The 26445-nt window shown below is 68.7% G+C and carries 23 protein-coding genes and 1 pseudogene; 11 read left to right on the top strand and 13 right to left on the bottom strand.

Going from position 1 to position 26445, the window contains the following annotated elements:
• Positions 1 to 23: 23 nt before the first annotated feature.
• From A5773_RS18375 to A5773_RS18365, 3 genes are all read left to right on the top strand, one after another.
• Positions 24 to 227 (top strand): hypothetical protein, encoded by a 204-nt coding sequence (locus A5773_RS18375; protein ID WP_066947214.1) that lies wholly within the window; start codon positions 24 to 26, stop codon positions 225 to 227.
• A 219-nt stretch (positions 228 to 446) separates the two neighbouring features.
• A complete protein-coding gene (locus A5773_RS18370) occupies positions 447 to 1139 on the top strand; it encodes a TetR/AcrR family transcriptional regulator (RefSeq protein WP_066947217.1) in 693 nt (230 codons plus the stop codon).
• Positions 1136 to 2077, top strand: coding sequence for a R2-like ligand-binding oxidase (locus A5773_RS18365; RefSeq protein WP_066947220.1), 942 nt, complete (start codon positions 1136 to 1138; stop codon positions 2075 to 2077). Before A5773_RS18370 ends, A5773_RS18365 begins: the two co-directional genes overlap by 4 nt.
• A 148-nt stretch (positions 2078 to 2225) precedes the next feature.
• Here the strand turns inward: A5773_RS18365 and A5773_RS18360 are convergent, their stop codons facing one another.
• Positions 2226 to 3602 (bottom strand): NADP-dependent succinic semialdehyde dehydrogenase, encoded by a 1377-nt coding sequence (locus A5773_RS18360; protein ID WP_067791994.1) that lies wholly within the window; start codon positions 3600 to 3602, stop codon positions 2226 to 2228.
• Between the two features lie 79 nt (positions 3603 to 3681).
• Between A5773_RS18360 and A5773_RS18355 the strand changes: the two genes are divergently transcribed.
• On the top strand, positions 3682 to 5328 hold the full coding sequence (locus A5773_RS18355; RefSeq protein ID WP_067791991.1) for an acetolactate synthase large subunit: 1647 nt from the start codon (positions 3682 to 3684) through the stop codon (positions 5326 to 5328).
• A 1-nt stretch (position 5329) separates the two neighbouring features.
• On the opposite strand, the gene A5773_RS18350 is transcribed toward A5773_RS18355, so the two are convergent.
• From A5773_RS18350 to A5773_RS18325, 6 genes are all read right to left on the bottom strand, one after another.
• Positions 5330 to 5701 carry a hypothetical protein gene (locus A5773_RS18350; RefSeq protein WP_156744888.1) on the bottom strand — a complete coding sequence of 124 codons (372 nt, stop codon included), beginning with the start codon at positions 5699 to 5701 and terminating at the stop codon, positions 5330 to 5332.
• 60 nt (positions 5702 to 5761) lie between these two features.
• Positions 5762 to 6190 (bottom strand): hypothetical protein, encoded by a 429-nt coding sequence (locus tag A5773_RS18345; RefSeq protein ID WP_156664348.1) that lies wholly within the window; start codon positions 6188 to 6190, stop codon positions 5762 to 5764.
• A gap of 135 nt (positions 6191 to 6325) precedes the next feature.
• Positions 6326 to 7768: a lipase maturation factor family protein gene (locus A5773_RS18340; protein WP_067792002.1), complete on the bottom strand. Its 1443-nt coding sequence runs from the start codon at positions 7766 to 7768 to the stop codon at positions 6326 to 6328.
• Positions 7769 to 7855: 87 nt separating this feature from the next.
• Positions 7856 to 12061, bottom strand: coding sequence for an alpha-(1->3)-arabinofuranosyltransferase (locus A5773_RS18335; RefSeq protein WP_197507893.1), 4206 nt, complete (start codon positions 12059 to 12061; stop codon positions 7856 to 7858).
• Between the two features lie 76 nt (positions 12062 to 12137).
• Entirely contained in the window at positions 12138 to 12311 is a 174-nt protein-coding gene (locus A5773_RS18330) for a DUF2613 domain-containing protein (RefSeq protein WP_066947240.1), read from the bottom strand.
• Between the two features lie 82 nt (positions 12312 to 12393).
• Positions 12394 to 12603, bottom strand: a complete 210-nt coding sequence (locus tag A5773_RS18325; protein WP_231989236.1) for a DUF2613 family protein — start codon at positions 12601 to 12603, stop codon at positions 12394 to 12396.
• Positions 12604 to 12729: 126 nt separating this feature from the next.
• On the opposite strand from A5773_RS18325, the gene A5773_RS18320 reads away from it, so the two are divergent.
• From A5773_RS18320 to A5773_RS26780, 4 genes and pseudogenes are all read left to right on the top strand, one after another.
• A complete protein-coding gene (locus tag A5773_RS18320) occupies positions 12730 to 13869 on the top strand; it encodes a glycoside hydrolase family 3 N-terminal domain-containing protein (RefSeq protein ID WP_066947248.1) in 1140 nt (379 codons plus the stop codon).
• Positions 13870 to 13933: 64 nt separating this feature from the next.
• Complete coding sequence (locus A5773_RS18315) at positions 13934 to 14587, top strand: TetR/AcrR family transcriptional regulator (protein WP_067791982.1); 654 nt, start codon at positions 13934 to 13936, stop codon at positions 14585 to 14587.
• Positions 14588 to 14603: 16 nt separating this feature from the next.
• Entirely contained in the window at positions 14604 to 15851 is a 1248-nt protein-coding gene (locus A5773_RS18310; protein ID WP_066947255.1) for a chloride channel protein, read from the top strand.
• Positions 15852 to 15951, top strand: a pseudogene (locus A5773_RS26780) (2-isopropylmalate synthase); the annotation flags it as partial.
• Positions 15952 to 15959: 8 nt separating this feature from the next.
• On the opposite strand, the gene A5773_RS18305 reads toward A5773_RS26780, so the two are convergent.
• Together A5773_RS18305 and A5773_RS18300 are read right to left on the bottom strand one after the other, a co-directional pair.
• Positions 15960 to 16802: a MaoC/PaaZ C-terminal domain-containing protein gene (locus A5773_RS18305; protein WP_067791978.1), complete on the bottom strand. Its 843-nt coding sequence runs from the start codon at positions 16800 to 16802 to the stop codon at positions 15960 to 15962.
• 14 nt (positions 16803 to 16816) lie between these two features.
• A complete protein-coding gene (locus A5773_RS18300) occupies positions 16817 to 18181 on the bottom strand; it encodes a 3-oxoacyl-ACP reductase (RefSeq protein ID WP_067791975.1) in 1365 nt (454 codons plus the stop codon).
• Between the two features lie 150 nt (positions 18182 to 18331).
• Here A5773_RS18300 and A5773_RS18295 point away from each other — a divergent pair, with 150 nt between their 5' ends.
• Entirely contained in the window at positions 18332 to 19672 is a 1341-nt protein-coding gene (locus A5773_RS18295; RefSeq protein WP_067791973.1) for an acetyl-CoA C-acetyltransferase, read from the top strand.
• A gap of 283 nt (positions 19673 to 19955) precedes the next feature.
• Here A5773_RS18295 and A5773_RS18290 read toward each other — a convergent pair whose 3' ends face one another.
• Entirely contained in the window at positions 19956 to 21791 is a 1836-nt protein-coding gene (locus tag A5773_RS18290) for an acyl-CoA dehydrogenase (RefSeq protein ID WP_067791970.1), read from the bottom strand.
• Positions 21792 to 21993: 202 nt separating this feature from the next.
• On the opposite strand from A5773_RS18290, the gene A5773_RS18285 reads away from it, so the two are divergent.
• The gene (locus tag A5773_RS18285) at positions 21994 to 23019 is read left to right on the top strand and encodes an isopenicillin N synthase family oxygenase (RefSeq protein ID WP_067791966.1); all 1026 of its coding nucleotides are present in this window, start codon (positions 21994 to 21996) and stop codon (positions 23017 to 23019) included.
• Positions 23020 to 23025: 6 nt separating this feature from the next.
• Positions 23026 to 23514, top strand: a complete 489-nt coding sequence (locus A5773_RS18280) for a flavin reductase family protein (protein ID WP_066947297.1) — start codon at positions 23026 to 23028, stop codon at positions 23512 to 23514.
• 6 nt (positions 23515 to 23520) lie between these two features.
• On the opposite strand, the gene A5773_RS26330 is transcribed toward A5773_RS18280, so the two are convergent.
• The 3 genes from A5773_RS26330 to A5773_RS18270 form a co-directional block, all read right to left on the bottom strand.
• Positions 23521 to 23676 (bottom strand): hypothetical protein, encoded by a 156-nt coding sequence (locus A5773_RS26330; protein ID WP_197505450.1) that lies wholly within the window; start codon positions 23674 to 23676, stop codon positions 23521 to 23523.
• A 72-nt stretch (positions 23677 to 23748) separates the two neighbouring features.
• Entirely contained in the window at positions 23749 to 24495 is a 747-nt protein-coding gene (locus A5773_RS18275) for a succinate dehydrogenase/fumarate reductase iron-sulfur subunit (RefSeq protein WP_066947299.1), read from the bottom strand.
• A complete protein-coding gene (locus tag A5773_RS18270) occupies positions 24495 to 26411 on the bottom strand; it encodes a fumarate reductase/succinate dehydrogenase flavoprotein subunit (protein WP_066947301.1) in 1917 nt (638 codons plus the stop codon). The genes A5773_RS18275 and A5773_RS18270 overlap by 1 nt, the downstream gene beginning before the upstream one ends.
• Between the last annotated feature and the right edge of the window lie 34 nt (positions 26412 to 26445).

Genomic DNA, 26445 nt, shown 5'->3' with positions numbered 1-26445 from the left:
GAATGCCGGACTAGATTTGTGGCATGCCATCGCGCGCGACGTATACCGGCTACAGCATCGGTTGCGCGTTCACGTGGGCCGTCATTCTGAGTGTTGTTGCGGTGCTGTACCCCGACCGCCTGCGCACCTTCCTCTTGGTCGGTGGCGGCTGGCTGATCGGATGGATCTCGGCGACGATCGCCAGGTCGGTTTATCCGCCGCCGAAACGCCAACGGCCGTCTACCTAGCTTCGGCGCCGGGCTTCCCGGGGTCATGACGCGTGCTGTTCGCTTTCCGTCGCGCCGGTGTGACGCCCCGGCCGTTCGCCGAGCGTCACGCCAGCGCGGCATCCACTGCCGACCGTCGCGCCAGCGTGACGCTCGGCGGGAAAGCGGTCACGCGGACCCCTTGACTGTGACGCAGCTCACCGTAATATGACCAGTGGTCATCGACGCTAGGAGGCCGCATTGCCAACGGTGACTTGGGCGCGGGTGGACCCCGCCCGTCGCGCCGCCATCATCGACGCCGCGGAACAGGAGTTCGGGGCGCACGGCTTCTCCCGGGGCAGCCTCAACGTCATCGCGCGGCGGGCCGGCGTCGCCAAGGGCAGCCTCTTCCAGTACTTCGCGGACAAGCGCGACCTGTTCGCCTTCATCGCCGACATCGCCAGCCAGCGGGTGCGGGCCTACATGGAAGACCGCATCCGCGAGCTGGACCCGAGTCGGCCGTTCTTCGACTTCCTGACCGATTGGCTCGACGCGTGGGTGGCCTATTTCGCCGACCACCCGCACGAACGCGCGCTGCACGCCGCCGCGACTCTTGAGGTCGACACCGAAGCCCGCGTCAGCGTGCAGAACGTCATCCACCGGCACTACCTGGAAGTGATGCGGCCGCTCGTCCGCGACGCGAAGGTGCGCGGCGACTTGCGTTCCGATTCGGACACCGACGCGCTGCTGTCGTTGCTGCTCTTGATTTTTCCGCACCTGGCGCTAGCGCCCTACATGCGGGGATTGGATCCGATCCTCGGGCTCGACGAACCCACCCCGGAGCAGCCGGCACTGGCCGTGCGCCGGCTCGTCGGCGTACTGGCTGCCGCCTTCGCGGCGTCCCCGCGCCCGCCCGTCCACTCAGCCCCACAACAATCCGAGGAGGTCTCATGACACGCACGCATACGAACTCGATGGTTCGAGGGGGACTCAACTGGGACAGCCTGCCGCTGCGGCTGTTCGCCGGCGGCAACGCGAAGTTCTGGGATCCGGCCGACATCGATTTCTCCCGCGACCGCGCCGACTGGGAACGGCTCTCGGACGACGAACGCCACTACGCCATCCGGCTGTGCGCGGAGTTCATCGCCGGCGAGGAAGCGGTCACCGAGGACATTCAGCCGTTCATGTCCGCGATGCGGGTCGAGGGCCGGCTGGGCGACGAGATGTACCTGACGCAGTTCGCATTCGAGGAAGCCAAGCACGTCCAGGTGTTCCGCATGTGGCTCGACGCCGTCGGCGTCACCGATGACCTGCACGAGTACCTCGACGACATCCCCACCTACCGGACGATCTTCTACGAGGAATTGCCGGACTGCCTCAACGCCTTGTCGGTTGACCCGTCTCCGGCCGCCCAGGTGCGGGCGTCGGTCACCTACAACCACATGGTCGAAGGTATGCTGGCGCTGACCGGCTACTTCGGCTGGCACAAGATCTGCGTGGAACGCGGCATCCTGCCCGGCATGCAGGAGCTGGTCCGGCGCATCGGTGACGACGAGCGGCGCCACATGGCGTGGGGCACCTTCACCTGCCGCCGCCACGTGGCCGCCGACGACGCCAACTGGGGCGTCTTCGAGACGCGCATGAACGAGCTCATGCCGCTGGGACTGCGCCTCATCGAGGAGGGCTTCTCCCTTTACGACCCGATGCCCTTCGGCCTCTCGGTGGACGAGTTCATGCAGTACGCGTCCGACAAGGGCATGCGGCGCTTCGGCACGATCTCCAGCGCCCGCGGCCGGCCGCTCGAGGAGATCGACCTCGACTACTCGCCGCTACACCTAGAGGACACCTTCGCCGACGAGGACGAGAAGGCCCTCGCCGCCGTGTCCGCCTGAGGCGGTTATTCGACCTTGCTGCCTCCGGCGGCGTCGACGTCACCGACGGTGGCGACCCGCTGCGCCCGGCTACGCCGCGCTTGCGATCGCCGACGTCACCGACCGTGGCGACCCGCTGCGCCCGGCTACGCCGCGCTTGCGATCGCCACTACCCGACCCACACGGTCTTGGCGTTGACGAAGGCGCGGATGCCCAGGCCGGCGAGTTCGCGGCCGTAACCGGAACGCTTGACGCCGCCGAACCCCAGCTCCGGGTAGGACACCGTCATGCCGTTGATGAAGACCTGGCCGGCTTCGATCTCGTCGATGAAACGCTGTTGCTCGGCCTCGTCGTTGGTCCAGGCGTTGGACCCCAGCCCGAAGGTGGTGGCGTTGGCGATCTCGATCGCCTCGTCGATGTCCGCTGCCCGGTACATCGACGCCACCGGACCGAACACCTCTTCGGTGTAGAGCGCCATGTCCTTGGTGATGTCGGTGACCACGGTCGGCGGGTAGAACCACCCCGGCCCGTCGAGCGGCTTGCCGCCGAGCCGGATCGTGGCGCCCTCCGCGGCCGCGTCCTCGACCTGCTTGGCGATGTCGTCGCGGCCGGACTCGGTGGCCAGCGGGCCCACGTCGGTGTCCGGGTCGGTCGGGTCCCCGACCTTGAGCGCCTGCATCCGCTCGGTGAACTTGTCGACGAACGCGTCGTAGATGTCGGTGTGAATGATGAACCGCTTCGCGGCGATGCAGGACTGGCCGTTGTTCTGGACACGCGCGGTGACCGCGGTCTTGGCGGCCTCGTCCAGGTTCGCCGACGGCATCACGATGAAGGGGTCGCTGCCGCCGAGCTCGAGCACGGTGGGTTTGATCTCGTCGCCGGCGATGGCTGCCACCGACTGCCCGGCCGGCTCGCTGCCGGTCAGGGTGGCGGCCGCTACCCGCGGGTCGCGCAGGATGCGTTCGACGGCACTGGAAGAGACGAGCAGCGTCTGGAAGCAGCCGTCGGGGAAGCCGCCGCGGGCGATGACGTCGGCGAGGTAGAGCGCGGACTGCGGCACGTTGGAGGCGTGCTTGAGGAGCCCGACATTCCCGGCCATCAGCGCCGGCGCGGCGAACCGGACGGCCTGCCACAACGGGAAGTTCCACGGCATGATGGCCAGCACCACCCCGAGCGGTTGATAGCGGGTGTAGGCCCGCTTGGCGCCGACGGCTTGGGCGTCGGCCGGCTCGTCGGCCAGCAGCTTCTCGGCGTTCTCCGCGTAGTAGCGAAAGCCCTTGGCGCACTTGAGTGTTTCCGCCTTAGCCGAGGCCAGCGTCTTGCCCATCTCCTGGGTCATCATCGCGGCTACGTCGTCGGCCTCCTTCTCCAAAAGGTCGGCGGTGGCGTTTGCCCACCCCGCGCGCTGGGCAAAGGTGGTGTTATGGCGGTAGTCCTGGAATCGGGCGTAGGCGCGGGCGATGGCCGCGTCGACTTCTTCGTCGGTTGCCGGGGTGAAGGTCTTCACCGTCTCGCCGGTGGCCGGGTTGATCGTGGCGATGGGCACGCTGCAATCCTTCGCTTCGAGGTTGGTAAGAGGTCCAACACCCAGCCTGCCACTATCGTTCCCTCGAGGGAGGTGCCGGATGAGTAAAGCCGCCGAGCTGATGGTCAAGTGCCTGGAAAACGAGGGCGTTTCCGTGGTCTTCGGCCTGCCGGGGGAGGAGAACATCCGCTTCGTGCAGGCGCTGGCTTCGTCGAGCATCCGCTACGTGCTCACCCGGCACGAGCAGGGCGCGGCCTTCATGGCCGAGATGTATGGCCGGGTGACCGGCCGCGCCGCGGTGGTGTCGAGCACCCTGGGCCCCGGCGCGATCAACATGCAACTCGGCGTGGCCGACGCCACCACCAACAGCACCCCGCTGGTCGCCATCTCCGCTCAGGTCGGTCACGACCGGGAGTTCAAGGAGTCGCACCAGTACGTCGACCTGGTTCGGATGTTCGCGCCCATCACCCGTTGGGCCGCCGACATCCCGACCGCGCGCGCCATCCCCGAGATGTTCCGCAAGGCGTTCAAGGTCGCCGAGACCGAGCGCCCGGCCGCCGTCTACCTCGCCGTGCCCGAGCACATCGACGTCGACGAGACCGACTATGACCTGACGCCGTTGCCGCGCAACGTCGTTCGCGCCGATGCTCCCGCACCCGGTCAGGTGGAGCGCGCGGTCGACATCCTGCGCCAGGCCAAGCGTTCGGTGGTGCTGGCCGGGCACGGCGCCGCCCGCGGCAACGCCACCGCGGCCCTGGTGCGGTTCTCCGAGGAATTCGGCATCCCCGTCGCCAACACGTTCCATGGCAAGGGTGTGATGCCCGACGACCATCCCAACAGCATCGGGACGCTGGGGTTCATGCGGCATGACTACGTGAACTTCGGCTTCGACAACGCCGACGTGGTGATCACCGTCGGGTACGAGCTGCAGGAGTTCGACCCCGTCCGGATCAACCCGCAGGCCGACAAGAAGATCATCCACATCCACCGGTTCCCGGCCGAGGTCGACGCGCACTATTCGGTGGACGTCGGGATCATCGGCGACATCAGCGCTTCGTTGGATGCGCTGACCGAGGGACTGGACGGCCACGCCTACGAGGCCGACCCGGAGGTTCCCGGCCACGGCCTGCTGGCCGAGGAATTCGCTCGGGGGCAAGAGGATTCGCGTTATCCGCTGGCCCCGGCGCGGGTGGTGGCCGACACCCGCGCGGCGCTGGGCCGCAGTGACGTGGTCCTGGTCGATACCGGCGCCACCAAGATGTGGATGGCCCGGCTTTACCCGACGTACGAGTGCAACACCTGCCTGGTGTCAAACGGGCTGTCCACCATGGGTTTTGCGCTGCCCGGCGCGCTGGGCGTCAAGCTGGCGCGTCCCGAGTCCAAGGTGCTGGCGGTCGTCGGCGACGGCGCGTTCCTGATGAACTCGCAGGAAATCGAGACCGCCGTCCGCGAGCGGATACCGCTGGTCGTGCTGATCTGGGACGACGGTGGGTACGGCCTGATCGAGTGGAAAATGGACCTCGAGCTCGGCGCGCACTACTACGTGAAGTTCGGTAATCCCGACGTGGTGACCTACGCGGAAAGCTTTGGCGCCAAGGGGTATCGGATCAACAGCGCGGACGAACTGTTGCCGACGCTGCGGGCCGCACTCGACGACGACGGGGTATCGGTGATCTCTTGCCCGGTCGACTACTCGGAGAATCTGCGGCTGACCGACCGGCTCGGCGAACTGGACGAGACGCTGTAATTCACGGACACATCCAGGCCAAGGGCGGGCAGACGCCGGTGTTCGGCGGCAGCCGCAGGCCGGGCGGCTGCCCCTGGACCATCAGCGCGGGCAGGCCCGAGTCCGGCGCGAAGTAATAGGTATGGCAGACGTTTCTGTCCCAGTCCGGCATCCGCCGCAGTTCGCCCAGGTTCGGGCACCACATCTGGCTGCAGATGTGCGAGGTGTAGCAGCCCGGGGGCCCCTCGGGCGGGGCGCACTCCGGCGGCTGGTTGCCGCCGTTGTTGGTGGAGCAGGCTGCGAGGGCGGTGCCCGCCCCAAGCATCAGATCCGCCGTCCACACGAAGCCGGAGAGGGCCAGCACCGTGGCCAACCCTACGAGTGCTGTTCTCATGCTCGGCTCCTTCGTTGCCGGTTCGGCGGCCTGGTCCCAATCGCGACAGGCGATTACGCGTCAGGGCGCCTGCCTGAGTTGCAGCTGATTCGTCTGTTGATACCCCGGCGGGTGGCCGCAGGCCGGCACGTTGTACATCAAGGTGCTGGTGCCTTCCAGGGTGTTCGGATCCCACGTGTCGTGGTACGGCTCATTGGGACCGGGGCTACCGTCGGCACAGCGTATGGCCCAGGTGCCTTCCATCGTCCATTGCCCGTTGATCAGCCGCGCCAGGGCCACGGCCTGTCCGCCGGGTGTGGTTGCTACCGAAGCGCATCCGTCGCCGCAGGGTGTGAAGTAATAGTCGCCGGACATCGCCGACCCCCGGGGGGTTGTGGAGGTCCAGGTGTAGTGGCCGCTCAGCGTCGTGTCGGCCCACGCTGCACTAGCCGTACCGACAGCTAGCCCGGCGAACATGGCGGCTGTGGCGATCGCCCGTGTGATGGCCATGATCTCATCCTCCTGCTGAGCTAATACGCACGTAGCTCACAGTCACCGCTATACACCGAAGACATTCCGTTTGCTGAGCATTTGGCAAACTTCCACGCCACCGCTTGCGGCCGGGTCATGGCGACACGGCCGCGGTCAGCCGTGCTGTGACGTCGCCGCCGGCAGCGCCATCGGCCTGACGTAGCCGCCGATCAATGTCCGATGCCACCAGGCCCGCTCGCGGCGCAGCTCCGCGGGCGTCGTGAAGCGGTACTCGTAGAGCTGCGCACGCACGTAACGCGGCGGCGAATCCGGAAATGGATTGTGCCGCAACAACCGCAGCGTGGGCCGATCGTTGCGCAGCAGTCGCTGCAGAAACGGTGTCAGCCATGGTTGCGCGTAGCCGGGCGAGATGGCGGCGAACCACATCAGCCAGTCCAGACGCAGGTGGTAGGGCGCCCACTGCCGCGGAAGCCGGGCCACGGCGCCGGGCTTGCCCTTGAATTCGTATTCTTTCCAGACCGTCTGGTCGCTGAGGCGGGCTTCCTCGGTGCCTTCGACCACCACCTCGCGGCGGACGCGGCCAATGCTGCCGAATGCGCCGTAGGTGTTGACCAAATGAAAAGAATTGAACGACATGTTCATTCGCTGCCTCGACGACAGCATGTTGCGCACCGGCCAGTAGCTCATGAACAACACCGCCGCCGCGAACGCGACCACCAGCGCGGCGAACCATACCGGCGTCGGCGAGAACGCCGGACGATCATGCAAACCAATCGAACCGACCCACGAGTCGTCGATGGCGCTGCACGCCAAGAGAATCGTCACCCAGTTCAGCCAGGCGAAGTTACCCGACGCCACCAGCCACAGCTGGGTGACGACGATGATCGCGGCGGCGATGCCGGCCACCGGTTGTGGCGCGAACAATCCGAACGGCACCACCAGCTGGGAGAAATGGTTGCCCGCCACCTCGATTCGATGCAGCGGTTTGGGCAGGTGGTGGAAGAACCAGCTCAATGGCCCGGGCATGGGCTGCGTTTCGTGGTGGTAGTACAGACACGTCAGGTCGCGCCAGCACGAATCGCCCCGCAGCTTGATCAGCCCGGCGCCGAATTCCACTCGGAACAACAGCAACCGGGCCATCCATAAGGTCAGCACCGGAGGCGCAACCTGGTCGTTGCCGAGGAAGATCAGCAGAAAGCCGGTTTCCAGCAACAGCGATTCCCACCCGAACGCATACCAGGTCTGCCCGACGTTGACGATCGACAGGTAGAGCACCCACAGCGCGAGCCACATGAGCATGGCCGCCCAGACCGGCACCGCATCGGCCGCGCCGGCGACGATCGCCGCCGACAGCGCCGCGCCGAACCAGGAGACCACCGAGAACAGGCGATCGGAATAGCGCAGATGAAACAGGCTGGGCGTCCGCCAGAACGACTGCCCGGCCAAATATCGCGGAATGGGCTGCAGTCCGTGCTCCCCGATGAGCGCCCGGAACTGCGCCGCCGCCGCGACGAACGCGAGCAGGTAGACCACCGCGGCGCCCCGCTCGAGCACCATTCTGCCGAGCCAATATTCGGGGGCGGAAAACCAGCCCATGGCCGTAACTCCTTGGACGGTGGCGGTCACACAGACCCACATATCCAGTCAAGCAGCCGGTAAACCGCCAGCCAATACCCTCGACCGCTACTCGTCGGGGGACCGGCCCGCCCTAGCAGCCATCGTCACCACCGAGGCGGCGACCACCGCGAGCGAAATCAGCGCCAGCAGCTGAACATTCGCGGAATGGCCCGCGTAGCCGTCGACCGACCGCCAGGGATGCCGTGACAACATTGCGCCGGCCAGAATGAGCCCACCCGCGCTCAGGACCATCGTGGCGTGGTCCAAGCGCCGGCGGCGCAGCGCATACCGCAGGCCCAGGGCGCCGCCGACCACCACGACCCCGGCCGCACCGGCGATCACCGCCCCGCAGGCCAGCACCGCGGCCACCGCCCAGAGTCCCGGCTGCCACGGCTGCGCGGGCGCGTCGTCGGCGCGCCCACGTCGGGTGCGCCACAGCGCGAGCATGGCCAGCAGCGGCAGCAAGGCCAGCCCCAGCCCCAGACCCATCCGGTACGGCGCGTTGGACGGGAAGGTCAGCGTGATGGTGCCGGGGTCTCCGGGCGGCACCACCCAGCCCTGCTGCCACCCGTTGACGGCGACCGGGGTCAGCCGGGCCCCGGTGCTGGTGCGCGCCACCCAACCGGGGTTGATGCTTTCCGGGATGACCAGCACCCGCGACGTGGTCGACGGCGGAGCCTGCACCTCGCGGCGGTCGGGACCCCACGCCCGCCACACCGGAACCCCGGCGGGGCCGGGCGTGGCGGCGGCCGCGGCAGGCGGGGACAGGTCGACACCGTCGACGACGAACTGGGCCCCCGGGCTGATCAGCAGCTCCTGCTGGCCCGCCGGCAGCGCGATCGGGTCGCGGTCGCACGCCCGCGCCGCTACCGGCTCGTCGTCGAGGAGAGCGCCGACGGTGGTGCGGATCGACGTGTGCACAAACCGGCCCGCGACCGCGATCACCGGGCCGTGGTCGCAGTCGACGGCGATCTCGCGCGTGCGATCACGGGCGGCGTCGGCGGGGGCGATCGGGTTTCCGTCGGCACCGAGCGCCGTCAGCTCGGCCAGCCCCGGGGGCTTGAGCTGGTCGAAACCCAGCGCGTTGCGGTCGATGACGTCTTCCCAGTCCAGCAGGCTGACGGTGACGCTGTCGGTCACCCGAGGATTTAGCGGGAGGGTCTGCGGTTCACCGGGTTTCAACGCGCGCACCTGCGGACCGTCGCCGAGGTTGACCGCCACCATCGTCGGATGGGCGGGCAATGCCGACCGGCTCGGCGCCAGCCGCAGCGCGGTGACCTCGGTGGGCCGCGGCAGGGTGAGCGTCAGCGTGGGCGGGGTCTTGTGTTGCACCACCCGCTGCGGTGCCGTCCATGCCGTGGACGGGTCGCCGTCGGTCGCCGCATACGCCGAGCCGAGGACGTCCACCAGATCGGAGTCGCCCCGCGCCCGGGCGGTGTTCGGCTCGGCGATCAGGTCGGCCAGCTTGGGCCCCTGCCGCGGCCGCACCCACACCAGCGGGGTCACCGACATCGGCGCCGGGACGGTCAGCGTCCGGCTGAGATTGACCGGCTCTTCGGGCGTCAGGGCCATGGACGGCGCGCAGCGCACCCCGTCCGGCGTCGACGCGCAGCCCGGCCTGCCGAGCAGCTCGGAACCCAGGTCCCAGCCCGCGACCGCCGCGCCGGGTGGTGGCCCCGGCACCCGCACGGTGTGCCGCAGGTCGAGCTGGTGGGCGAATCCGGACGCGTCGTACTGGGTGATCGACAAATCGGTGATGCCGAACTGCACGCCGGGGGACCCGTCGTCGGTGCCCGCGGCGGTGATCCGCACCCACGGCGTCTCGCCGTAGGGCAACGCGGCGGCGAGCGGCTTGCCGGGCTCGTCGAACCGCAGGGTGGTGCTGCCGGTGGCCGTCTCGATCAGGATGCGGCGCACCTGCGCGCCGACGGCCGTCGCGCTGGGCGTCAGGGTGATCGCCGCATTGGTCACCGGGTGGTCGAAATCGACCTGCAGCCACTGGCCGACGGCCGATTGCAGCGAGTTGGACACCCACGCCGTCGCCGGGTCGCCGTCGATGGCGGCGACGGGGGAGGTCGCCGGTGCGACATCGGGCATCGCGGTGGAGTCCGACGACGAGCTCGACACGGTGATCCGCCCGCCGCTCCAGGCGCCGACGGCCGGGTCGGCGCCGGGGACGGGGTAGTCGGGCACCCGGTTGTAGGTGTGCCGTGCGTCGCCCGCGGCCCGGATGGCCGACGAATGTTGGTCCACCCGGCCGTAGTCGGTCTCGCGGGCCACTGGGGTGTCGGTGACGGTCACCGTCGGCACCGGCAATCCGGCGCCGCGCGCGTCGGCGGTCAGCAGCGCGGGGCCCAGCGGCGGCTGGCCCTGCAGCCGGCGCCGCTCGTCGAGGCGCAGCAGCGCCTCCGGTCCGCCGTCCACCCGGGGCAACCGGTCGGCGTCGGCGAAGTACGGGGCCCCCGGATCGCCGGCGACCTCCACCCGGTAGATCTGTACGGCCGGGTAGCGCGGACGCAGTCCGCTGTCGGCGACGAAGCCCGCCAGGGTGCCGGGACCCACCGGCTCGCCGAATTGCGCTACCTTCCGCAGCCCCGGGGACCCGTCGACAGCGCGGTGCACCAGGATGGGCCGCGCCGAGCGCGACGTATCCGGGTCCAGGTCGTTGCGCACCACCAGGTACGAAATACCTTGGCGGGCAAGGGTATCGGCCAGGCCGGCCGAGGGGCGCCCGGCGGCGAACAGGCGTTGCACCGAGTCCAGCGCCCGGATGGTTTGCGGCGGAGTCAACGGGATCGAGTCGCGTACGCCCCACGGGCTGTTGCCCAGCACCTGCAACGGCTCGTCATGGCTGGTGCCCCACACCTGCGTGGCGAATGGCGCCCCCGGGGCCACCAGCACCCGGCCGGGAACCGGCGTGCCCGTGTTGTGCTCGCCAAGCCAGTCGGCGGTCTCCTGCCAGTAGCGGGGAATCGCGCTGAAGGTGCCGGGTGGGGTCAGCCGGCCGGTCCACGCCAGCGAGGTGCTCACCATCAGCGCGGTCAGCACGACGATCGCGACCGCCACCCGCCGGTCGCGCTCGGGGTGGGCGAACGCGCGCAGCCACGCCGAGACGGGCTCGCGACCGGGCAGCGGGATCCGGCCCAGCACCTGGGCGATGCCGAGCACGATCGGGATCCGGATCACCGACCCCAGCTTGTGCACGTTGCGCAGCGGCGCGCCGCCGGCGTCCAGGAACGTCTGCACGGCGTGCGCCACCGGCGAGCCCAGCCCGCCGCTGTAACCGGCGGCCATCAACACCACGCCGGCCAGCAGCATCGTCACCAACCGTCCGCGTGCCGGCATGCGGGGGCTGGCCAGTCCGGCCAGCCCCGCCGCCGCGACCAGGCAGGTGGCGAGGACGGCCGCCGAGCCGGTCACCAGCGGGGCGCCGGCGGTGGCGGTCGGCGCCACGTACGGGGTCCAGCTGTCGGTGCCGCGCAGCATCTCGGTCAGCGACGACCATTGCGTTGTCACGCCGGAGGATTCGATGAAGTCCAGGAAGGGCGGGCTGATGGCCCGCAGCATCACCAGCGCCACCACCCACCACAGCATCGCCAGGAACAGCGCCACCAGCCACCACCCGGTGTAGCGCCACCACACCCGGTTCGGCCGGTGGCACGCCCACCAGATCACCGCGGGCAGGCAGCTGGCCAGCGTGGCGATCGCGTTGACCGCCCCCATCAACGCGACGGCGAGACCGGCCTGCGCGGCGAGCGCTCGCACCGACCGGTTGGCGGAAGCGCGCAGGGCCAGGATTGTGGGCAGCAACACCCACGGCGCCAGCATCATCGGCAGGGTTTCCGACGAGATGGACCCCAGGGTGGTCAGCGCCCGCGGCGACAGCGCGAACGCGGCGGCGCCGATCACCCGTGACGCGGGGCTGCCGATGCCCAGCGCCTCGGCGACCCGCAACAGCCCCCAGAAGCCGATCGTGAGCAGCAGCGCCCACCACAGCCGTTGCGTGATCCACCCCGGCACGGAGAGCAGATGGCCGATCGCAAAGAAGGTGCCGTGCGGGAACAGGTAGCCGTAGGCCTGGTTCTGCGACTGTCCGAACGGCAGATCGCTGCTCCACAGGTTGGTGGCCCGGGCCAGAAAACGCAGCGGGTTGGCCGTGAGGTCGAGTTTGGTGTCGGGGGAGACCCGGCCGGGGGATTGGCCGAACGTCAGCGCGCAGGCGAGCGCACCGACCAACCACAGCCATCGGCGCGACACGGGCGCGACCGGCAAGCACGGGACCGGCGCACCGGCCGCCGCTATCGCCGCTGAGTCCGCAGGCGGCGATGCACTGCGCCCGGCTTCGCCGCTAGCTACGGTTGCCGTACTCGACCCGGTTGAGCACTGACGACTGCGGATCGCCCCCGGGGAGTGGCGGTTTCGTGTCCTGCTGCACCATCAAAGTCACCCCGAAGATCGCTGCCGCGCCGAGCAACAGACCAACCACCACGCTCGCGGCGGCGGGCGCAATGATCCGGTTCATCGACGGCTCCTAACGGCATCGGGAAAACGTGGTCGGCCTAGCGCCAACCTAGCAGAACGGGGTCGACGGCCCGGAGCGCTCGTCAGGGCAGGCAGTGACCGTGAAAGCACCGATCGCCGTATTGGACCTGATGGGGCGCCAGCGGGTTCGGCGAAAGCGGACGACCGCGCGCCGGTGCCGCGCCATGATCGGCGACGGCCAGTGTGACGCCGACCGTCGTCGCGACACCCACCGACAGACCCACCGCGATGCTGGCCGCCGCGGCCAGGGCAAAACCGGTCAACGCTGGCATCTTGCCCCCTAGCCCCGCTGGCACCAGCCCAGGAGTGCCCCCGCAGCCGAAGAAGAAAACCCCCGACGAAAACCTCGTCGCTCCCCAGATCCGGAGGCCCGGATAGCGCCATGAAAACATGGCCCGATGTCATTTTCGCGCACCTTGGCCGTGCTCGTCTCCGTGTCGGCGTTGCTGGCGGGCTGTGCTCACCACGCCGCCCGGCCACCGGGCCCGTCGACCCCGGCCGGCAAGCCGGCGGCCGCCCCAGCGCCGCCGGCCTGCGGCGACGTCACCACGCTGCCGGTCCGCGACAAGCTGGCCCAGCTGCTGATGGTCGGCGTGAAAAACGCCGACGACGCCCGCTCGGTAGTGGACGGCTACCACGTGGGCGGCATCTTCATCGGCAGCTGGACGGACCTGTCGATCTTCAAAGGCCCGCTGGCCGAGATCGCGGCGAAGGCCGGACCGCTGCCCTTGGCGGTCAGCGTCGACGAGGAGGGCGGCCGGGTGTCGCGGTTGCGGTCGCTGATCGGGGAGGCACCGTCGCCCCGGCAACTGGCCCAGACCCAGACCGTCGCCCAGGTCCACGATCTGGCGGCCGAGCGCGGCAAGAAGATGCGCGAGCTGGGCATCACCATCGACTTCGCGCCCGTCGTCGACGTCACCGATGCCACGAGCGGCGTGATCGGTGACCGCTCGTTCGGGGGCGATCCCAACACGGTCATCGCCTACGCCGGGGCGTACGCACAAGGCCTGCGCGACGCCGGACTGCTGCCGGTGCTCAAGCACTTCCCCGGACACGGGCACGGCTCGGGCGACTCGCACACCGGCGGTGTGGTGACACCGCCGCTCAGTGACCTGCAGAACCTCGACCTGGTGCCGTACCGGACGCTGATCACGGTGGCCCCGGTCGCGGTGATGCTGGGCCACCTGCAGGTCCCCGGGCTGACCGGCGACGACCCGGCCAGCCTGAGCCACGCGGCGGTGCAGCTGCTGCGCGACGGCGTCGGCTACGGCGCTCCACCGTTCAACGGGCCCGTGTTCACCGACGACCTGTCCAGCATGGGCGCCATCTCCGACCGATACGGGGTCGCCGAGGCGGTGCTGCGCACCCTGCAGGCCGGCACCGACGTTGCGCTCTGGGTCACCACCGACGAGGTGCCCGCGGTCCTGGACCGGCTGCAGAAGGCGGTGGCCGCCGGCGAGTTGCCTTCGCAGCGGGTCGATGACGCGCTGACGCGGGTGGCGACGATGAAGGGTCGCAGTCCCGCCTGCGGCCACTAAAGCGTGTGCCGACCCGGCACGGTGCTTACTCTGGAGTCAGATAGACGGGCTAGAGAGGCAAGCGATGGCGGGTGGCACCAAGCGGTTACCGCGCGCTGTCCGCGAGCAACAAATGCTCGACGCCGCGGTGCAGATGTTCTCGGTCAACGGCTACCACGAGACCTCGATGGACGCCATCGCCGCCGAGGCGCAGATCTCCAAGCCGATGCTGTACCTGTACTACGGCTCCAAGGAGGACCTGTTCGGCGCCTGCCTGAACCGGGAGATGGGCCGGTTCATCGACGTGGTTCGCGCGGACATCGACTTCACGCAGAGCCCGAAAGACTTGCTGCGCAACACCATCGTGGCGTTCATGCGCTACATCGACGCCAACCGGGCGTCGTGGATCGTGATGTACACCCAGGCCACCAGCTCGCAGGCGTTCGCGCACATGGTGCGCGAAGGGCGTGAACAGATCATCGAGCTGGTCGCCGGGCTGGTGCGGGCCGGGAGCCGCAGCAGGCGCACCGACCGCGAGCACGAGATGATGGCCGTGGCGCTGGTGGGCGCGGGCGAGGCGATGGCCAACCAGCTCAGCACCGGCGACATCGACGCCGACGAGGCGGCCGAGCTGATGATCAACCTGTTCTGGCACGGGCTGCGGGGCGGTCCGGAGGAGCGGGAGGCCGCCGCCGCGGCGCTGCCCAAGAAGGGCGGCCGCAGCGCGGCCCGGCGCTAGCCCCTACATTCGTCATGTGGCTCGACCGCCCGCCCGCACTGTCGACTTCTTCTGCGCCGTAGTCATCGTCGGGTTGCTGGCCGGGGTCGCGGGGCTGGCGACGACGTTCGTGCTGCGCTTCGTTCAGCACGTCACGTACAACTACACCTTTGGCGCGCTGCTGGTCGGTGTTGCCGGCAGCAGCCCGGTGCGTCGTGTGGTGGGGCCGATGATCGGCGCGGCGTTGGCGGCGGTCGGGTGGTGGATCCTGCGGAGCAGGACGCACGTGCCGGCCCTGGCGGAGACCATCGCGCACCGCGAGCGGATACCGCGGCTCTCCTGGAGCGTCGACGCGATGCTGCAGGTGCTGCTCGTCGGGTCCGGGGCATCCCTCGGCCGGGAGGGTGCGCCGCGTCAATTCGCCGCGGCGCTGGGCGATTTCGGGACGGCTTGGCTCAAGCGGCTATCGCCCCGCGATCGCGAGGTGTTGCTGGCGTGCGCGGCCGGCGCCGGGCTGGGCGCCGTGTACGCGGTCCCGCTTGCCGGTGCGCTGTTCTCGGTGCGGATCCTGCTCAACACCTGGCATCCGCGGGCGGTCGGCGCGGCGTTCATTTCCTCGAGCCTGGCTGTCGCGGTCGGTTCGGCGATCACGCGCGACGAACCCAACCTGCAGTGGCCGATCGGGGAGTCGACGTACCTACTGACCGCGCACGGGCTCCTGCTGGCGCCGCTGACCCTCGCGGTGGGACTGGCGTTCAACCGGCTGATGGCGGCGGCGCGGCCGGCAAGGCAGATGCGGGCCTGGGTGCTGGTCCCCGCGCTCGCCGGGGCCGGGCTCGTGATGGGCATCTGTTCGCATTGGTGGCCCGAGTTGCCCGGCAACGGCCGCAGCATCCTGACCGTCAGCCTGGCCAGCGGCATGACGCTGTTGTCGGCGCTCGCGATTCTGGCCCTGAAACCCTTGCTGACCGCGTTGTTTTTGCGCGCCGGCGGGGCCGGCGGGATGCTGACACCCTCGCTGGCCACCGGCGCGGCCGCCGGTGCGGCGCTGGTGCTGACGATCAACTGGGCGGCCGGGACGCACCTGCACGTGCCGGCGGTGTCACTGGCGGGCGCCGCCGGCGTGCTCGCGGTGACGCAGGGCTCGCCGATCTGGGCGGCCATCTTCGTCTGGGAGCTCGCCCGGCCGCCGTTGTGGTTGTTTCTGCTCTTTTTGCTGACCGCGACCGGTGCCCACGGACTGAAAGTCCTTGCCAAGGGCCGCGGCCCGACGCACTCGGGCTAAGTGGCGATCGCGAGCGCGGCGCAGCCGGGCGAAGCGGGTCGGCACCGACGGGCTAGTGGCGATCGCGAGCGCGGCGCAGCCGGGCGAAGCGGGTCGGCACCGAAAGCACTAAAGCGGCCGGACCGTGCCGGTCAGATACGGGTAGCCCTTGGCGATGTTGCGCAGCGAGATGTCCCAACCGTCATGGCCCTCGTCGATGTAGAGCCCGGCGGTGCCGGGCAGCACCAGCGGTTTGCCGAACCGCACCGAATACTTCACCGCGTCCGGCAACCGGGCCTCGATGTTGGCCAATACCGCTGCCGCGCTGAACATTCCATGTGCGATGACGGTGGGAAAGCCGAACAACTTAGCCGCGATCGGGTTGGTGTGAATCGGGTTGTGATCACCACCGACGACGGCGTAGCGCCGGATCAGGCCGGGGCTGATGCGCACGACGGTGCTGGGCGGGGGCAGCTTGGGCTGCTTCTGCGGCGGCGGCTTGGGCTCGTCGGACAGGCTGGTGCGCTGCTGGTGCAGGAAGGTCGTCACCTGATGCCACGCGGTGTCGTTGCCGACGCTCACATCGGTCACCAGGTCGACCAGCAGACCTTTGCGGTGCTCACGCAGGTTCTCGGCATGCACGTGCACGCCGACGGTCTCGGTGACGGCGATCGGCCGGTACTGCGTGATGTGGTTCTCGACGTGCACCGAACCCATTGCGGCAAAGGGGAAGTCGAATCCGGTCACCAGCGACATCATTGCGGGGAAGGTCAACGCGAACGGGTAGGTGAGCGGCACATTGTTGCCGTAGCGCAGGCCGGTGACCGCCGCGTACTCGGACACATTCGTGCGGTCGATGGGCAGTTCCTCGATGTCCACCGTGCGGGTGGGCAGCTGGTTGCCGCGGGACACCACCGGCAGGGCCCCGGCCGCCGCGCGCAGCATGTTCCTCAGGCCGCTTGGCTGATTCATCGCGTTCTCCTCAGCTATGCGCCCAGCATGGCCTGGCCGCAGACGCGAATGACGTTGCCCGTCACCGCGTTTGACGCCGGGCTGGCGAAGTAAGCAATGGTCTCCGCGACATCGACGGGTTGGCCGCCCTGCAGCAGCGAGTTCATCCGGCGGCCCACCTCGCGGGTCGCCAGGGGGATGGCCGCCGTCATCTGGGTCTCGATGAAACCCGGCGCGACGGCGTTGATCGTGATGCCCTTGGCGTACAGCTCCGGGGCCAGCGCCTGGGTGAGGCCGATCATCCCGGCCTTGGTGGTGGCGTAGTTGGTCTGCCCACGGTTGCCCGCGATGCCGGCCATCGAGGACAGCCCGACGATCCGGCCCCCCACGCCGATGCTGCCGTTGCCTACCAGTCCTTCGGTAAGCCGCAGCGGGGCAAGGAGATTGACGGCCAGGACGGCGTCCCAGCGGGCGTCGTCCATGTTGGCCAACAACTTGTCGCGGGTGATGCCGGCGTTGTTGACCAGCACGTCGGCGCGGCCGCCGTGGTGCTCGCGCAGGTGCTCGGTGATCTTGTCGACGGCGTCCTCGGCCGTCACGTCGAGCCACAACGCGGTGCCCCCGACCCGGCTGGCCGTCTCGGCCAGCGCCTCGGCGGCCGACTCGACGTCGATCGCGACGACGCGGGCGCCGTCGCGGGCGAACACCTCCGCGATGGTCGCGCCGATCCCGCGGGCCGCACCGGTCACGATGGCGACCTTGCCGTCCAGCGGCCGCTCCCAGTCCGCCGGCGGCGTGGAGTCGGCCTCGCCGACGTAGAACACCTGGCCGTCGACATAGGCCGACTTGGCCGACAGGATGAACCGCATCGTCGACTCGCACCCCGTCGCAGCGGGTTTGGCGTCGGGTGAGACATACACCAGCGCCACCGTGGTGCCGTTGCGCAGCTCCTTGCCCAGCGAGCGGGTGAACCCCTCCAACGCGCGCTGGGCGATCCGCTCGTGCGGGCTGGTGGCGGCGTCGGGCGTGGTGCCGACCACCGCGACGCGCGCGGAATGGCCCAGGTTCCGTAGCAGCGGCGTGAAGAACTCATACAACCCCCGGAGACCCTCCGGCGTGGTGATGCCGGTGGCGTCGAACACCAGGCCGCCGAACTGGTCGGCCCAGCGTCCACCGAGGTTGTTGCCCACGAGGTCGTAGTCCTTGTCCAGCGCGGCGCGCAACGGCTCGACGATTCGCCCCTCACCGCCGATCAGCAGGGAGCCCGCCAGGGGCGGGTCACCGGACCGGTAGCGGCGCAGCGTCTCGGGCTGCGGGACACCGAGCTGCTTGGCGAGAAACGATCCAGGACCGGAATTGACAACCTGAGAAAACAGATCGGACGAGACCTTGGGAGCCACCGGAGCAACCTTCCATGCGCTTGCGAAGTGGGGGTGTGCCTACTGCCCCACCGTATCGGGGACGAACTTACTTCAGAGTAAGAACAGTGGGTAGTATGGCCCCAGACGGGCATCCCAAAACCGATAGCCGGCAGATACACGGAGAAGACAGTGGCCCCTGCAAGTTCCGAGGCAAGCAACCAGCGCAGTTCGCAACGGCGACGCGTCGCCGTGCTGGGCGGCAACCGCATCCCGTTCGCCCGGTCCGACGGCGCCTATGCCGAGGCGTCCAACCAGGACATGCTCACCGCCGCATTGGGCGGGCTGGTGGACCGCTTCGGGCTGGCCGGCGAACGGCTGGGCGCGGTGGTCGGCGGGGCCGTGCTCAAGCACAGCCGGGACTTCAACCTGACCCGCGAATGCGTGCTGGGTTCCGCGCTGTCGTCGTACACGCCGGCGTTCGACCTGCAGCAGGCGTGCGGTACCGGCCTGCAGGCGGCCATCGCCGCGGCCGACGGCATCGCGGCCGGGCGCTACGACGTGGCCGCCGCCGGCGGCGTGGACACCACCTCCGACCCTCCGATCGCGCTGGGCGACAACCTGCGCCGCACCCTGCTCAAGTTGCGCCGTTCCAAGTCCAATGTCCAGCGGCTGAGGCTGGTGGGCACGCTGCCCGCGACCCTGGGCATCCAGATCCCGGTCAACAGCGAGCCGCGCACCGGGCTGTCCATGGGCGAACACCAGGCGATCACCGCCAAGGAGATGGGCATCAAGCGGGTCGACCAGGACGAGCTGGCCGCCGCGAGCCACCGCAACATGGCCGCCGCCTACGATCGGGGCTTCTTCGACGACCTGGTCACCCCGTTCCTCGGGCTCTACCGCGACGACAACCTGCGGCCGGACTCGTCGGCCGAGAAGTTGGCGAAGCTCAAGCCGGTGTTCGGCGTGAAGTCCGGCGACGCGACGATGACGGCCGGCAACTCGACCCCGCTGACCGACGGCGCCTCGGTCGCGCTGCTGGCCAGCGAGGAGTGGGCGGACGCCCGGTCGCTGGCGCCGCTGGCCTTCCTGGTGGACGCGGAGACCGCGGCCGTGGACTACGTCAACGGGCGCGACGGTCTGCTGATGGCGCCCACCTATGCGGTGCCGCGGCTGCTGGCCCGGAACGGCCTGAGCCTGCAGGACTTCGACTTCTACGAGATCCACGAGGCCTTCGCCTCGGTGGTGCTGGCGCACCTGCAGGCGTGGGAGTCGGAGGACTACTGCAAGGAGCGGCTGGGCTTGGACGCCGCGCTCGGGTCGATCGACCGCTCCAAGCTGAACGTCAACGGCTCCTCATTGGCCGCCGGCCACCCCTTCGCCGCCACCGGTGGGCGGATCCTCGCCCAGGCGGCCAAGCAGCTCGCCCAGAAGAGGGCGGAGCAGAAGGGTGGTGCGGGCAAGCCGCTGCGGGCCCTGGTCTCCATCTGCGCCGCGGGTGGCCAGGGCGTGGCCGCGATTTTGGAGGCCTGAGCCGTTCCCGGGGTCGGCCGGTTCATGAGATCGGTCACAGCGGGTTAGTAATTCCGGCGGAGGGGTATCCGAGTGCCCGGATGACCCCGTGTTGTGGTCTGACCCCCCGACCCCGACGGCAATACGGGGCATCCCTGAAACGACCGCCGGTCAGCGCGGACGGGCGTACGAAAAGGGCCGCCGCTGGAGTGAGGGGATCCAGCGGCGGCCTTTTTGTGCCGTTTGTGCCGTGAAATACAAAAACCCCGCTCCCATCTGGAAGCGGGGTTTTTGCTTTTGCCTGTCAGAAGGCGGCTTCGTCGAGCTCCATGATCTCGTTGTCCAGCGTGTCGATCACCTCGCGGGTGCTGGCCAACAGCGGCAGGAAGTTCTTCGCGAAGAACGAGGCCACCGCGACCTTGCCCTCGTAGAAGGACCGCTCGTCGCCGCTGGCGCCGGCGTCCAGCGCCTGCACGGCCACCGCGGCCTGCTGTTGCAGCAACCAGCCGATGACCAGGTCGCCGACGCTCATCAGGAAGCGCACCGATCCCAGGCCCACCTTGTAGAGGCTGGTCACGTCCTCCTGCGCCGCCATCAGGTAGCCGGTCAGGGTGGCCGCCATCGCCTGGACGTCGGCCAGGGCCTTCGCCAGCAGCTCGCGCTCGGACTTCAGCCGCCCGTTGCCGGACTCGCTGTCCACGAACTTCTGGATCTCGCCCGACACATGAGCCAGCGCCACACCCTTGTCGCGGATGATCTTCCGGAAGAAGAAGTCCTGCGCCTGGATGGCCGTGGTGCCCTCGTAGAGGGAGTCGATCTTGGCGTCGCGGATGTACTGCTCGATCGGGTAGTCCTGCAGGAAGCCGGACCCACCGAAGGTCTGCAGGCTCTCGGTGAGCTTGGCGTAGGCCTGCTCGGATCCGACGCCCTTGACCACGGGCAACATCAGGTCGTTGACCTTGACGGCCAGCTCGGCGTCCACACCGTGCACCGCCTCGGCAACCGCCGCGTCCTGGTAGGTCGCGGTGTAGAGGTACAGCGCGCGCAGACCCTCGGCGTAGGCCTTCTGGGTCATCAGCGACCGGCGCACGTCGGGGTGGTGTGTAATCGTCACCCGCGGAGCGGTCTTGTCGGTCATCTGCGTCATGTCGGCGCCCTGCACGCGGGACTTGGCGTACTCCAGCGCGTTCAGGTAGCCGGTCGACAGGGTCGCGATGGCCTTGGTGCCGACCATCATGCGGGCCTGCTCGATGACCTCGAACATCTGCGCGATGCCGTTGTGCACCTCGCCGACCAGCCAGCCCTTGGCGGGCACGTCGTGCTGGCCGAAGGACAGCTCACAAGTGGCCGAAACCTTCAGGCCCATCTTGTGCTCGACGTTGGTCACGAAGACGCCGTTACGCTCGCCCAGCTCGCCCGTCTCGAAGTCGAACAGGAACTTGGGCACAAAGAACAGCGACAGACCCTTGGTACCCGGACCCGCGCCCTCGGGGCGGGCCAGCACCAGGTGGAAGATGTTCTCGAACAGGTCGCCGGAGTCGGCCGAGGTGATGAATCGCTTCACACCCTCGATGTGCCAGGAACCGTCGTCCTGCTTGATCGCCTTGGTCCGCCCGGCGCCGACGTCCGAACCGGCGTCCGGCTCGGTGAGCACCATGGTGGAGCCCCAGCCGCGCTCGGCGCAGATCACGGCCCACTTCCTCTGCTCCTCGGTGCCGAGGTGGTAGAGGATGTTCGCGAAGCCGGCGCCGCCGCCGTACATCCACACGGCGGGGTTTGCTCCCAGCAGGTGCTCGTGCAGCGCCCACACCAGGGCACGAGGCATCGGCATGCCGCCGAGGACCTCGTCGATGCCGACCTTGTCCCAACCGGCCTCGGTGACCGCGCGGACCGACTTCTTGAACGACTCCGGCAGCGTCACCGAGTGGGTCTTCGGGTCGAAGACCGGCGGATTGCGGTCACCCTCGACGAACGACTCGGCGATGGGCCCCTCGGCCAGCCGGCTGATCTCTGACAACATTTCGCGCGCGGTCTCGACGTCCAGATCGCTGTAGTCGCCGGCGCCCAAAGCCTTCTCAACGCCCAAAACCTCGAACAGGTTGAACACCTGGTCACGGACGTTGCTCTTGTAGTGGCTCACTACGGTTTCCTCCTCGTTGAGAATGCCACTTGTGGTTGGGTACTACTTCTAAGTTACCCACCAGTAACACCGCTAAAATATCGCTCAGAGTTAGTTCAACGCAAGTCAATGTGAGCAAGATTCCATCGTCTAATTAACCAACCGGTTGGGGAGCCGATAAGGTGCCTCTGACCTGCGACGATAACGAAACGGATCTCAAACTATGGGATGCATCACCACCCTGCCCGTAGTGGATCTGCGCACGTCGACGGCCCAATTGCGGCGAGGTTTGCGCGAGGCCGCGCACGAGGTGGGCTTCTTCTACCTGACCGGCCATGGCGTGCCCGGCGAGCTCGCCGGCAGGTTGCTGGAGGCGGCGCGCCGGCTGTTCGCGCTGCCCCAGGCCGAGAAGGACGCGGTCGCCATGGTCCACAGCCCGCATTTCCGCGGCTACACCCGGATGGGCGGCGAGCTGACCCGCGGCCAGGTGGACTGGCGGGAGCAGATCGACATCGGACCGGAACGCGCGCCGATCGGGGCGCCCGGCAGGCCCGACTACCTGTGGCTGCAGGGGCCCAACCAGTGGCCGGCCGCGCTGCCCGAACTGCCCGGGATCGTCGACGAATGGGACGCCGCGCTGTCCGCGGTAGCCCGCACCCTGCTCCGGCACTGGGCGGCATCGCTGGGGAGCCCACCGGACGTCTTCGACCCGGCCTTCGCCGAGACGCCCGCCACGCTGATCAAGATCGTGCGCTACCCGCGCAGCGCGGCCACGGCGCAGGGCGTCGGCCCGCACAAAGACTCCGGCGTGCTCACGCTGCTGTTGGCCGAGCCGGGGAGCCGGGGTCTGCAGGTGCGCCGGCCCGGTACTGAGGAATGGATCGACGTGCCGCCCGCCGACGGCGCCTTCGTCGTCAACATCGGCGAGCTGCTGGAGGTGGCGACGGGCGGTTACCTGCGCGCCACCGAGCACCGGGTGAACCTGGAGGAGCAGCCGACGGACCGGATCTCGGTGCCCTACTTCTTCAACCCGCGGCTGGACGCGCGGATCCCGGTGTTGACGCTGCCGCCCGAACTGCGGGCGCGCGCCGGCCGGGTGACCGACCCTTCGGATCCGATCTTCTCCGTCTACGGCCGCAACGCCTGGAAGAGCAGGTTGCGCGCACACCCCGATGTGGCTTCAGCGCACGGACATTCAGCAGGTAGGGTCGGGAACGAGAATCCCGTTCTCGGCTCAAGGGGCGAATGAATTCCGGTGAACTCGAACAAGAACCTGACACCGTCCACACTTCGTGAGGCCTTCGGCCACTTCCCCTCGGGGGTGGTCGCCATCGCCGCCGAAGTCCAGGGAACCCGGGAGGGCCTGGCCGCCAGCACCTTCGTCCCCGTCTCCCTGGATCCGCCGCTTGTGTCGTTCTGCGTGCAGAACACCTCGACGACGTGGCCCAAGCTCAAAGACCTGCCGATGCTGGGCATCAGCGTCCTCGGTGAGGCCCACGACGAGGCCGCCCGCACCCTGGCCGCCAAGACCGGGGACCGGTTCGCCGGTCTGGAGACGGAGTCCAGGGAGAGCGGCGCGGTGTTCATCAAGGGCACCGGTCTCTGGCTGGAAAGCGCGATCGAACAGCTCATCCCGGCCGGGGATCACACGATCGTGGTGCTGCGGGTCAACGAAGTGACGGTGGACGCCGACATCGCACCGATCGTGTTTCACCGCAGCGCATTTCGGCGCCTCGGCGTCTGAACGCGGCTACGGTCGCTTGCTGAGTTCCGCCCGGAAGCCCGCTATCCGCTGCTCGATCTCCTCGGCGTCGTCGGGGCGGCCTTCCTTACGCGCAAGATCGGCGCGTGCGGACAGCTCCCGGATGGCGGTTCGGATTTCGTTGATGCTGGTGGTTTCTCGCATATCTCCCACGCTGCCCTTCGGAGTTTGGGTTCTATGCGGGTACCCGGCGCGCCGGGCGGGCTAACGCCCGGGTCAGCGCCGGAACAACTTGTTGCCCAGCCACACCACCGGGTCGTACTTGCGGTCGGCGACCCGCTCTTTCATCGGGATCAGCGCGTTGTCGGTGATCTTGATGTTTTCCGGGCAGACCTCGGTGCAGCACTTGGTGATGTTGCAGTAGCCCAGCCCGTGCTGCTCCTGGGCCTGGTTGCGCCGGTCCAGCGTGTCCAGCGGGTGCATCTCGAGCTCGGCGATCCGCATCAGGAAGCGGGGGCCGGCGAACGCCTTCTTGTTCTCCTCGTGGTCGCGGACCACGTGGCACACGTTCTGGCACAGGAAGCACTCGATGCACTTACGGAACTCCTGCGAGCGCTGCACGTCGGCCTGCGCCATCCGGTACTCGCCCGGCTGCAGATCCTTCGGCGGCGCGAAGGCGGGGATCTCGCGCGCCTTCTCGTAGTTGAAGGAAACGTCGGTGACCAGGTCCCGGATCACCGGGAACGTCCGCAGCGGCGTCACGGTCACCACCTCGTCCTCGGCGAAGGTCGACATCCGGGTCATGCACAGCAGCCGCGGGACTCCGTTGATCTCGGCCGAGCAGGAGCCACACTTGCCCGCCTTGCAGTTCCACCGCACGGCGAGGTCGGGCGTCTGGGTCTGCTGCAGGCGATGGATGATGTCGAGCACCACCTCGCCCTCGTTGACCTCCACCGTGAAGTCCTGCAGCGCGCCGCTGGCATCGTCACCGCGCCACACACGCAAGGTCGCGTTGTAGGTCATTAGCCTCTCCGTCCTGGATGCTCGGCCAGCTCGTCGTCGGTGTAGTACTTCTCCAGCTCGGAGATCTCGAAGAGCTCCAGCAGATCGGACCGCATCGGCACCTGCTCCTTGCGGGTGACGCTGATGTCGGGGATCACCTCGTCGCCGCCGGCGGCCTCGCAGACCAGCAGTACCTTGCGCCACCCCGAGTCCATTGCCGGGTGGTCGTCGCGGGTGTGGCCGCCGCGGCTTTCGGTGCGCTCGAGCGCGGCCTTGGCGACGCACTCGCTGACCAGCAGCATGTTGCGCAGGTCGATGGCCAGGTTCCAGCCCGGGTTGTACTGGCGACCGCCCTCCACGTGCATGTTCTTGAATCGCTCGCGAAGCTTGTCGAGCCGCGCGAGGGCCTCGGAGACCTCGTCCGCCTTGCGGATGATGCCCACCAGGTCGTTCATCGACTGCTGCAGCTCCAGCTGCAGCGTGTAGGGGTTCTCCGCCGGGGCGCCGTTGGTCGGTCCCTCGAAGGGGGACAGCGCCCGCTTCGACGCGGTCTCGACGGCCTCCGCCGAGATCGTCGGGCGGCTGCTCAGCGCCCGCACGTAGTCGGCCGCGCCCAGGCCGGCCCGCCGGCCGAAGACCAGCAGGTCCGACAGCGAGTTACCGCCGAGCCGGTTGGAACCGTGCATGCCGCCGGAGCACTCGCCCGCGGCGAACAGGCCGGGGACCGTGGCCGCTCCGGTGTCGGCGTCCACCTCGACGCCGCCCATCACGTAGTGACAGGTGGGCCCGACTTCCATTGGCTCCTTGGTGATGTCGACGCCGGCCAGCTCCTTGAACTGGTGGTACATCGACGGTAGCCGCCGCTTGATCTCCTCGGGCGTCAACCGGGACGCGATGTCGAGGAACACGCCGCCGTGCGGGCTGCCCCGGCCGGCCTTGACCTCGGAGTTGATCGCGCGCGCGACCTCATCGCGGGGCAACAGGTCGGGGGTGCGGCGGGCCGAGTCGTTGTCCTTGAGCCACTGGTCGGCCTCTTGTTCGGTTTCGGCGTACTGGCCTTTGAACACCGGCGGGATGTAGTCGAACATGAACCGCTTGCCCTCGGAGTCCTTCAGCACACCGCCGTCCCCGCGGACACCCTCGGTGACGAGAATCCCCTTCACGCTGGGCGGCCACACCATGCCGGTCGGGTGGAACTGGACGAACTCCATGTTGATCAGCGACGCGCCCGCCCGCAGGGCCAGCGCGTGCCCGTCGCCGGTGTACTCCCAGGAGTTCGAGGTGACCTTGAACGACTTGCCGATGCCGCCGGTGGCGAGCACCACCGCGGGCGCCTCGAACAGGACGAACTGACCCGTCTCGCGCCAGTAGCCGAACGCCCCGGCGATCGCGTCGCCGTCCTTCAGTAGCTCGGTGATGGTGCACTCGGCGAACACCTTGATGCGCGCCTCGTAGTCGCCGAGTTCGGCGTAATCCTCCTGCTGCAGCGAAACGATCTTCTGCTGCATCGTGCGGATCAGTTCCAGGCCGGTGCGGTCGCCGACGTGCGCCAGTCGCGGGTAGGTGTGCCCGCCGAAGTTGCGCTGGCTGATCTTGCCGTCTTTGAGGCGATCGAACAGCGCGCCATAGGTTTCCAGCTCCCAGACGCGGTCCGGCGCCTCCTTGGCATGCAGCTCGGCCATCCGCCAGTTGTTGAGGAACTTCCCACCCCGCATCGTGTCGCCGAAGTGGGTCTTCCAGTTGTCTTTCGGGTTGGTGTTGCCCATCGACGCCGCGCAGCCACCCTCGGCCATGACCGTGTGGGCCTTGCCGAACAGGGACTTACACACCACCGCGACCTTGAGGCCGCGTTCCCGCGCCTCGATGACCGCTCGCAGTCCCGCGCCGCCGGCGCCGATGACGACTACGTCGTAGGCATGCCGTTCGACCTCAACCATGAAAACCCTCGCTATTTCAGATTCTTCTTGAAAA

This window comes from Mycobacterium sp. 852014-52450_SCH5900713 (assembly GCF_001667075.1).
GTDB lineage: Bacteria > Actinomycetota > Actinomycetes > Mycobacteriales > Mycobacteriaceae > Mycobacterium.
The sequence above is the reverse complement of the archived record's forward strand: the minus strand, read 5'-3'. Positions and strand labels throughout refer to the sequence as shown.

What these genes read in the sequence shown, in the direction of transcription:
- A5773_RS18375 (WP_066947214.1), top strand. Translation starts at nt 24, where the DNA reads ATGCCATCGCGCGCGACGTATACCGGCTACAGCATCGGTTGCGCGTTC.
- A5773_RS18365 (WP_066947220.1), top strand. Translation starts at nt 1,136, where the DNA reads ATGACACGCACGCATACGAACTCGATGGTTCGAGGGGGACTCAACTGG.
- A5773_RS18355 (WP_067791991.1), top strand. Translation starts at nt 3,682, where the DNA reads ATGAGTAAAGCCGCCGAGCTGATGGTCAAGTGCCTGGAAAACGAGGGC.
- A5773_RS18350 (WP_156744888.1), bottom strand. Translation starts at nt 5,701, where the DNA reads ATGAGAACAGCACTCGTAGGGTTGGCCACGGTGCTGGCCCTCTCCGGC.
- A5773_RS18345 (WP_156664348.1), bottom strand. Translation starts at nt 6,190, where the DNA reads ATGGCCATCACACGGGCGATCGCCACAGCCGCCATGTTCGCCGGGCTA.
- A5773_RS18340 (WP_067792002.1), bottom strand. Translation starts at nt 7,768, where the DNA reads ATGGGCTGGTTTTCCGCCCCCGAATATTGGCTCGGCAGAATGGTGCTC.
- A5773_RS18330 (WP_066947240.1), bottom strand. Translation starts at nt 12,311, where the DNA reads ATGAACCGGATCATTGCGCCCGCCGCCGCGAGCGTGGTGGTTGGTCTG.
- A5773_RS18325 (WP_231989236.1), bottom strand. Translation starts at nt 12,603, where the DNA reads ATGCCAGCGTTGACCGGTTTTGCCCTGGCCGCGGCGGCCAGCATCGCG.
- A5773_RS18320 (WP_066947248.1), top strand. Translation starts at nt 12,730, where the DNA reads ATGTCATTTTCGCGCACCTTGGCCGTGCTCGTCTCCGTGTCGGCGTTG.
- A5773_RS18315 (WP_067791982.1), top strand. Translation starts at nt 13,934, where the DNA reads ATGGCGGGTGGCACCAAGCGGTTACCGCGCGCTGTCCGCGAGCAACAA.
- A5773_RS18305 (WP_067791978.1), bottom strand. Translation starts at nt 16,802, where the DNA reads ATGAATCAGCCAAGCGGCCTGAGGAACATGCTGCGCGCGGCGGCCGGG.
- A5773_RS18285 (WP_067791966.1), top strand. Translation starts at nt 21,994, where the DNA reads ATGGGATGCATCACCACCCTGCCCGTAGTGGATCTGCGCACGTCGACG.
- A5773_RS26330 (WP_197505450.1), bottom strand. Translation starts at nt 23,676, where the DNA reads ATGCGAGAAACCACCAGCATCAACGAAATCCGAACCGCCATCCGGGAG.
- A5773_RS18275 (WP_066947299.1), bottom strand. Translation starts at nt 24,495, where the DNA reads ATGACCTACAACGCGACCTTGCGTGTGTGGCGCGGTGACGATGCCAGC.
- A5773_RS18270 (WP_066947301.1), bottom strand. Translation starts at nt 26,411, where the DNA reads ATGGTTGAGGTCGAACGGCATGCCTACGACGTAGTCGTCATCGGCGCC.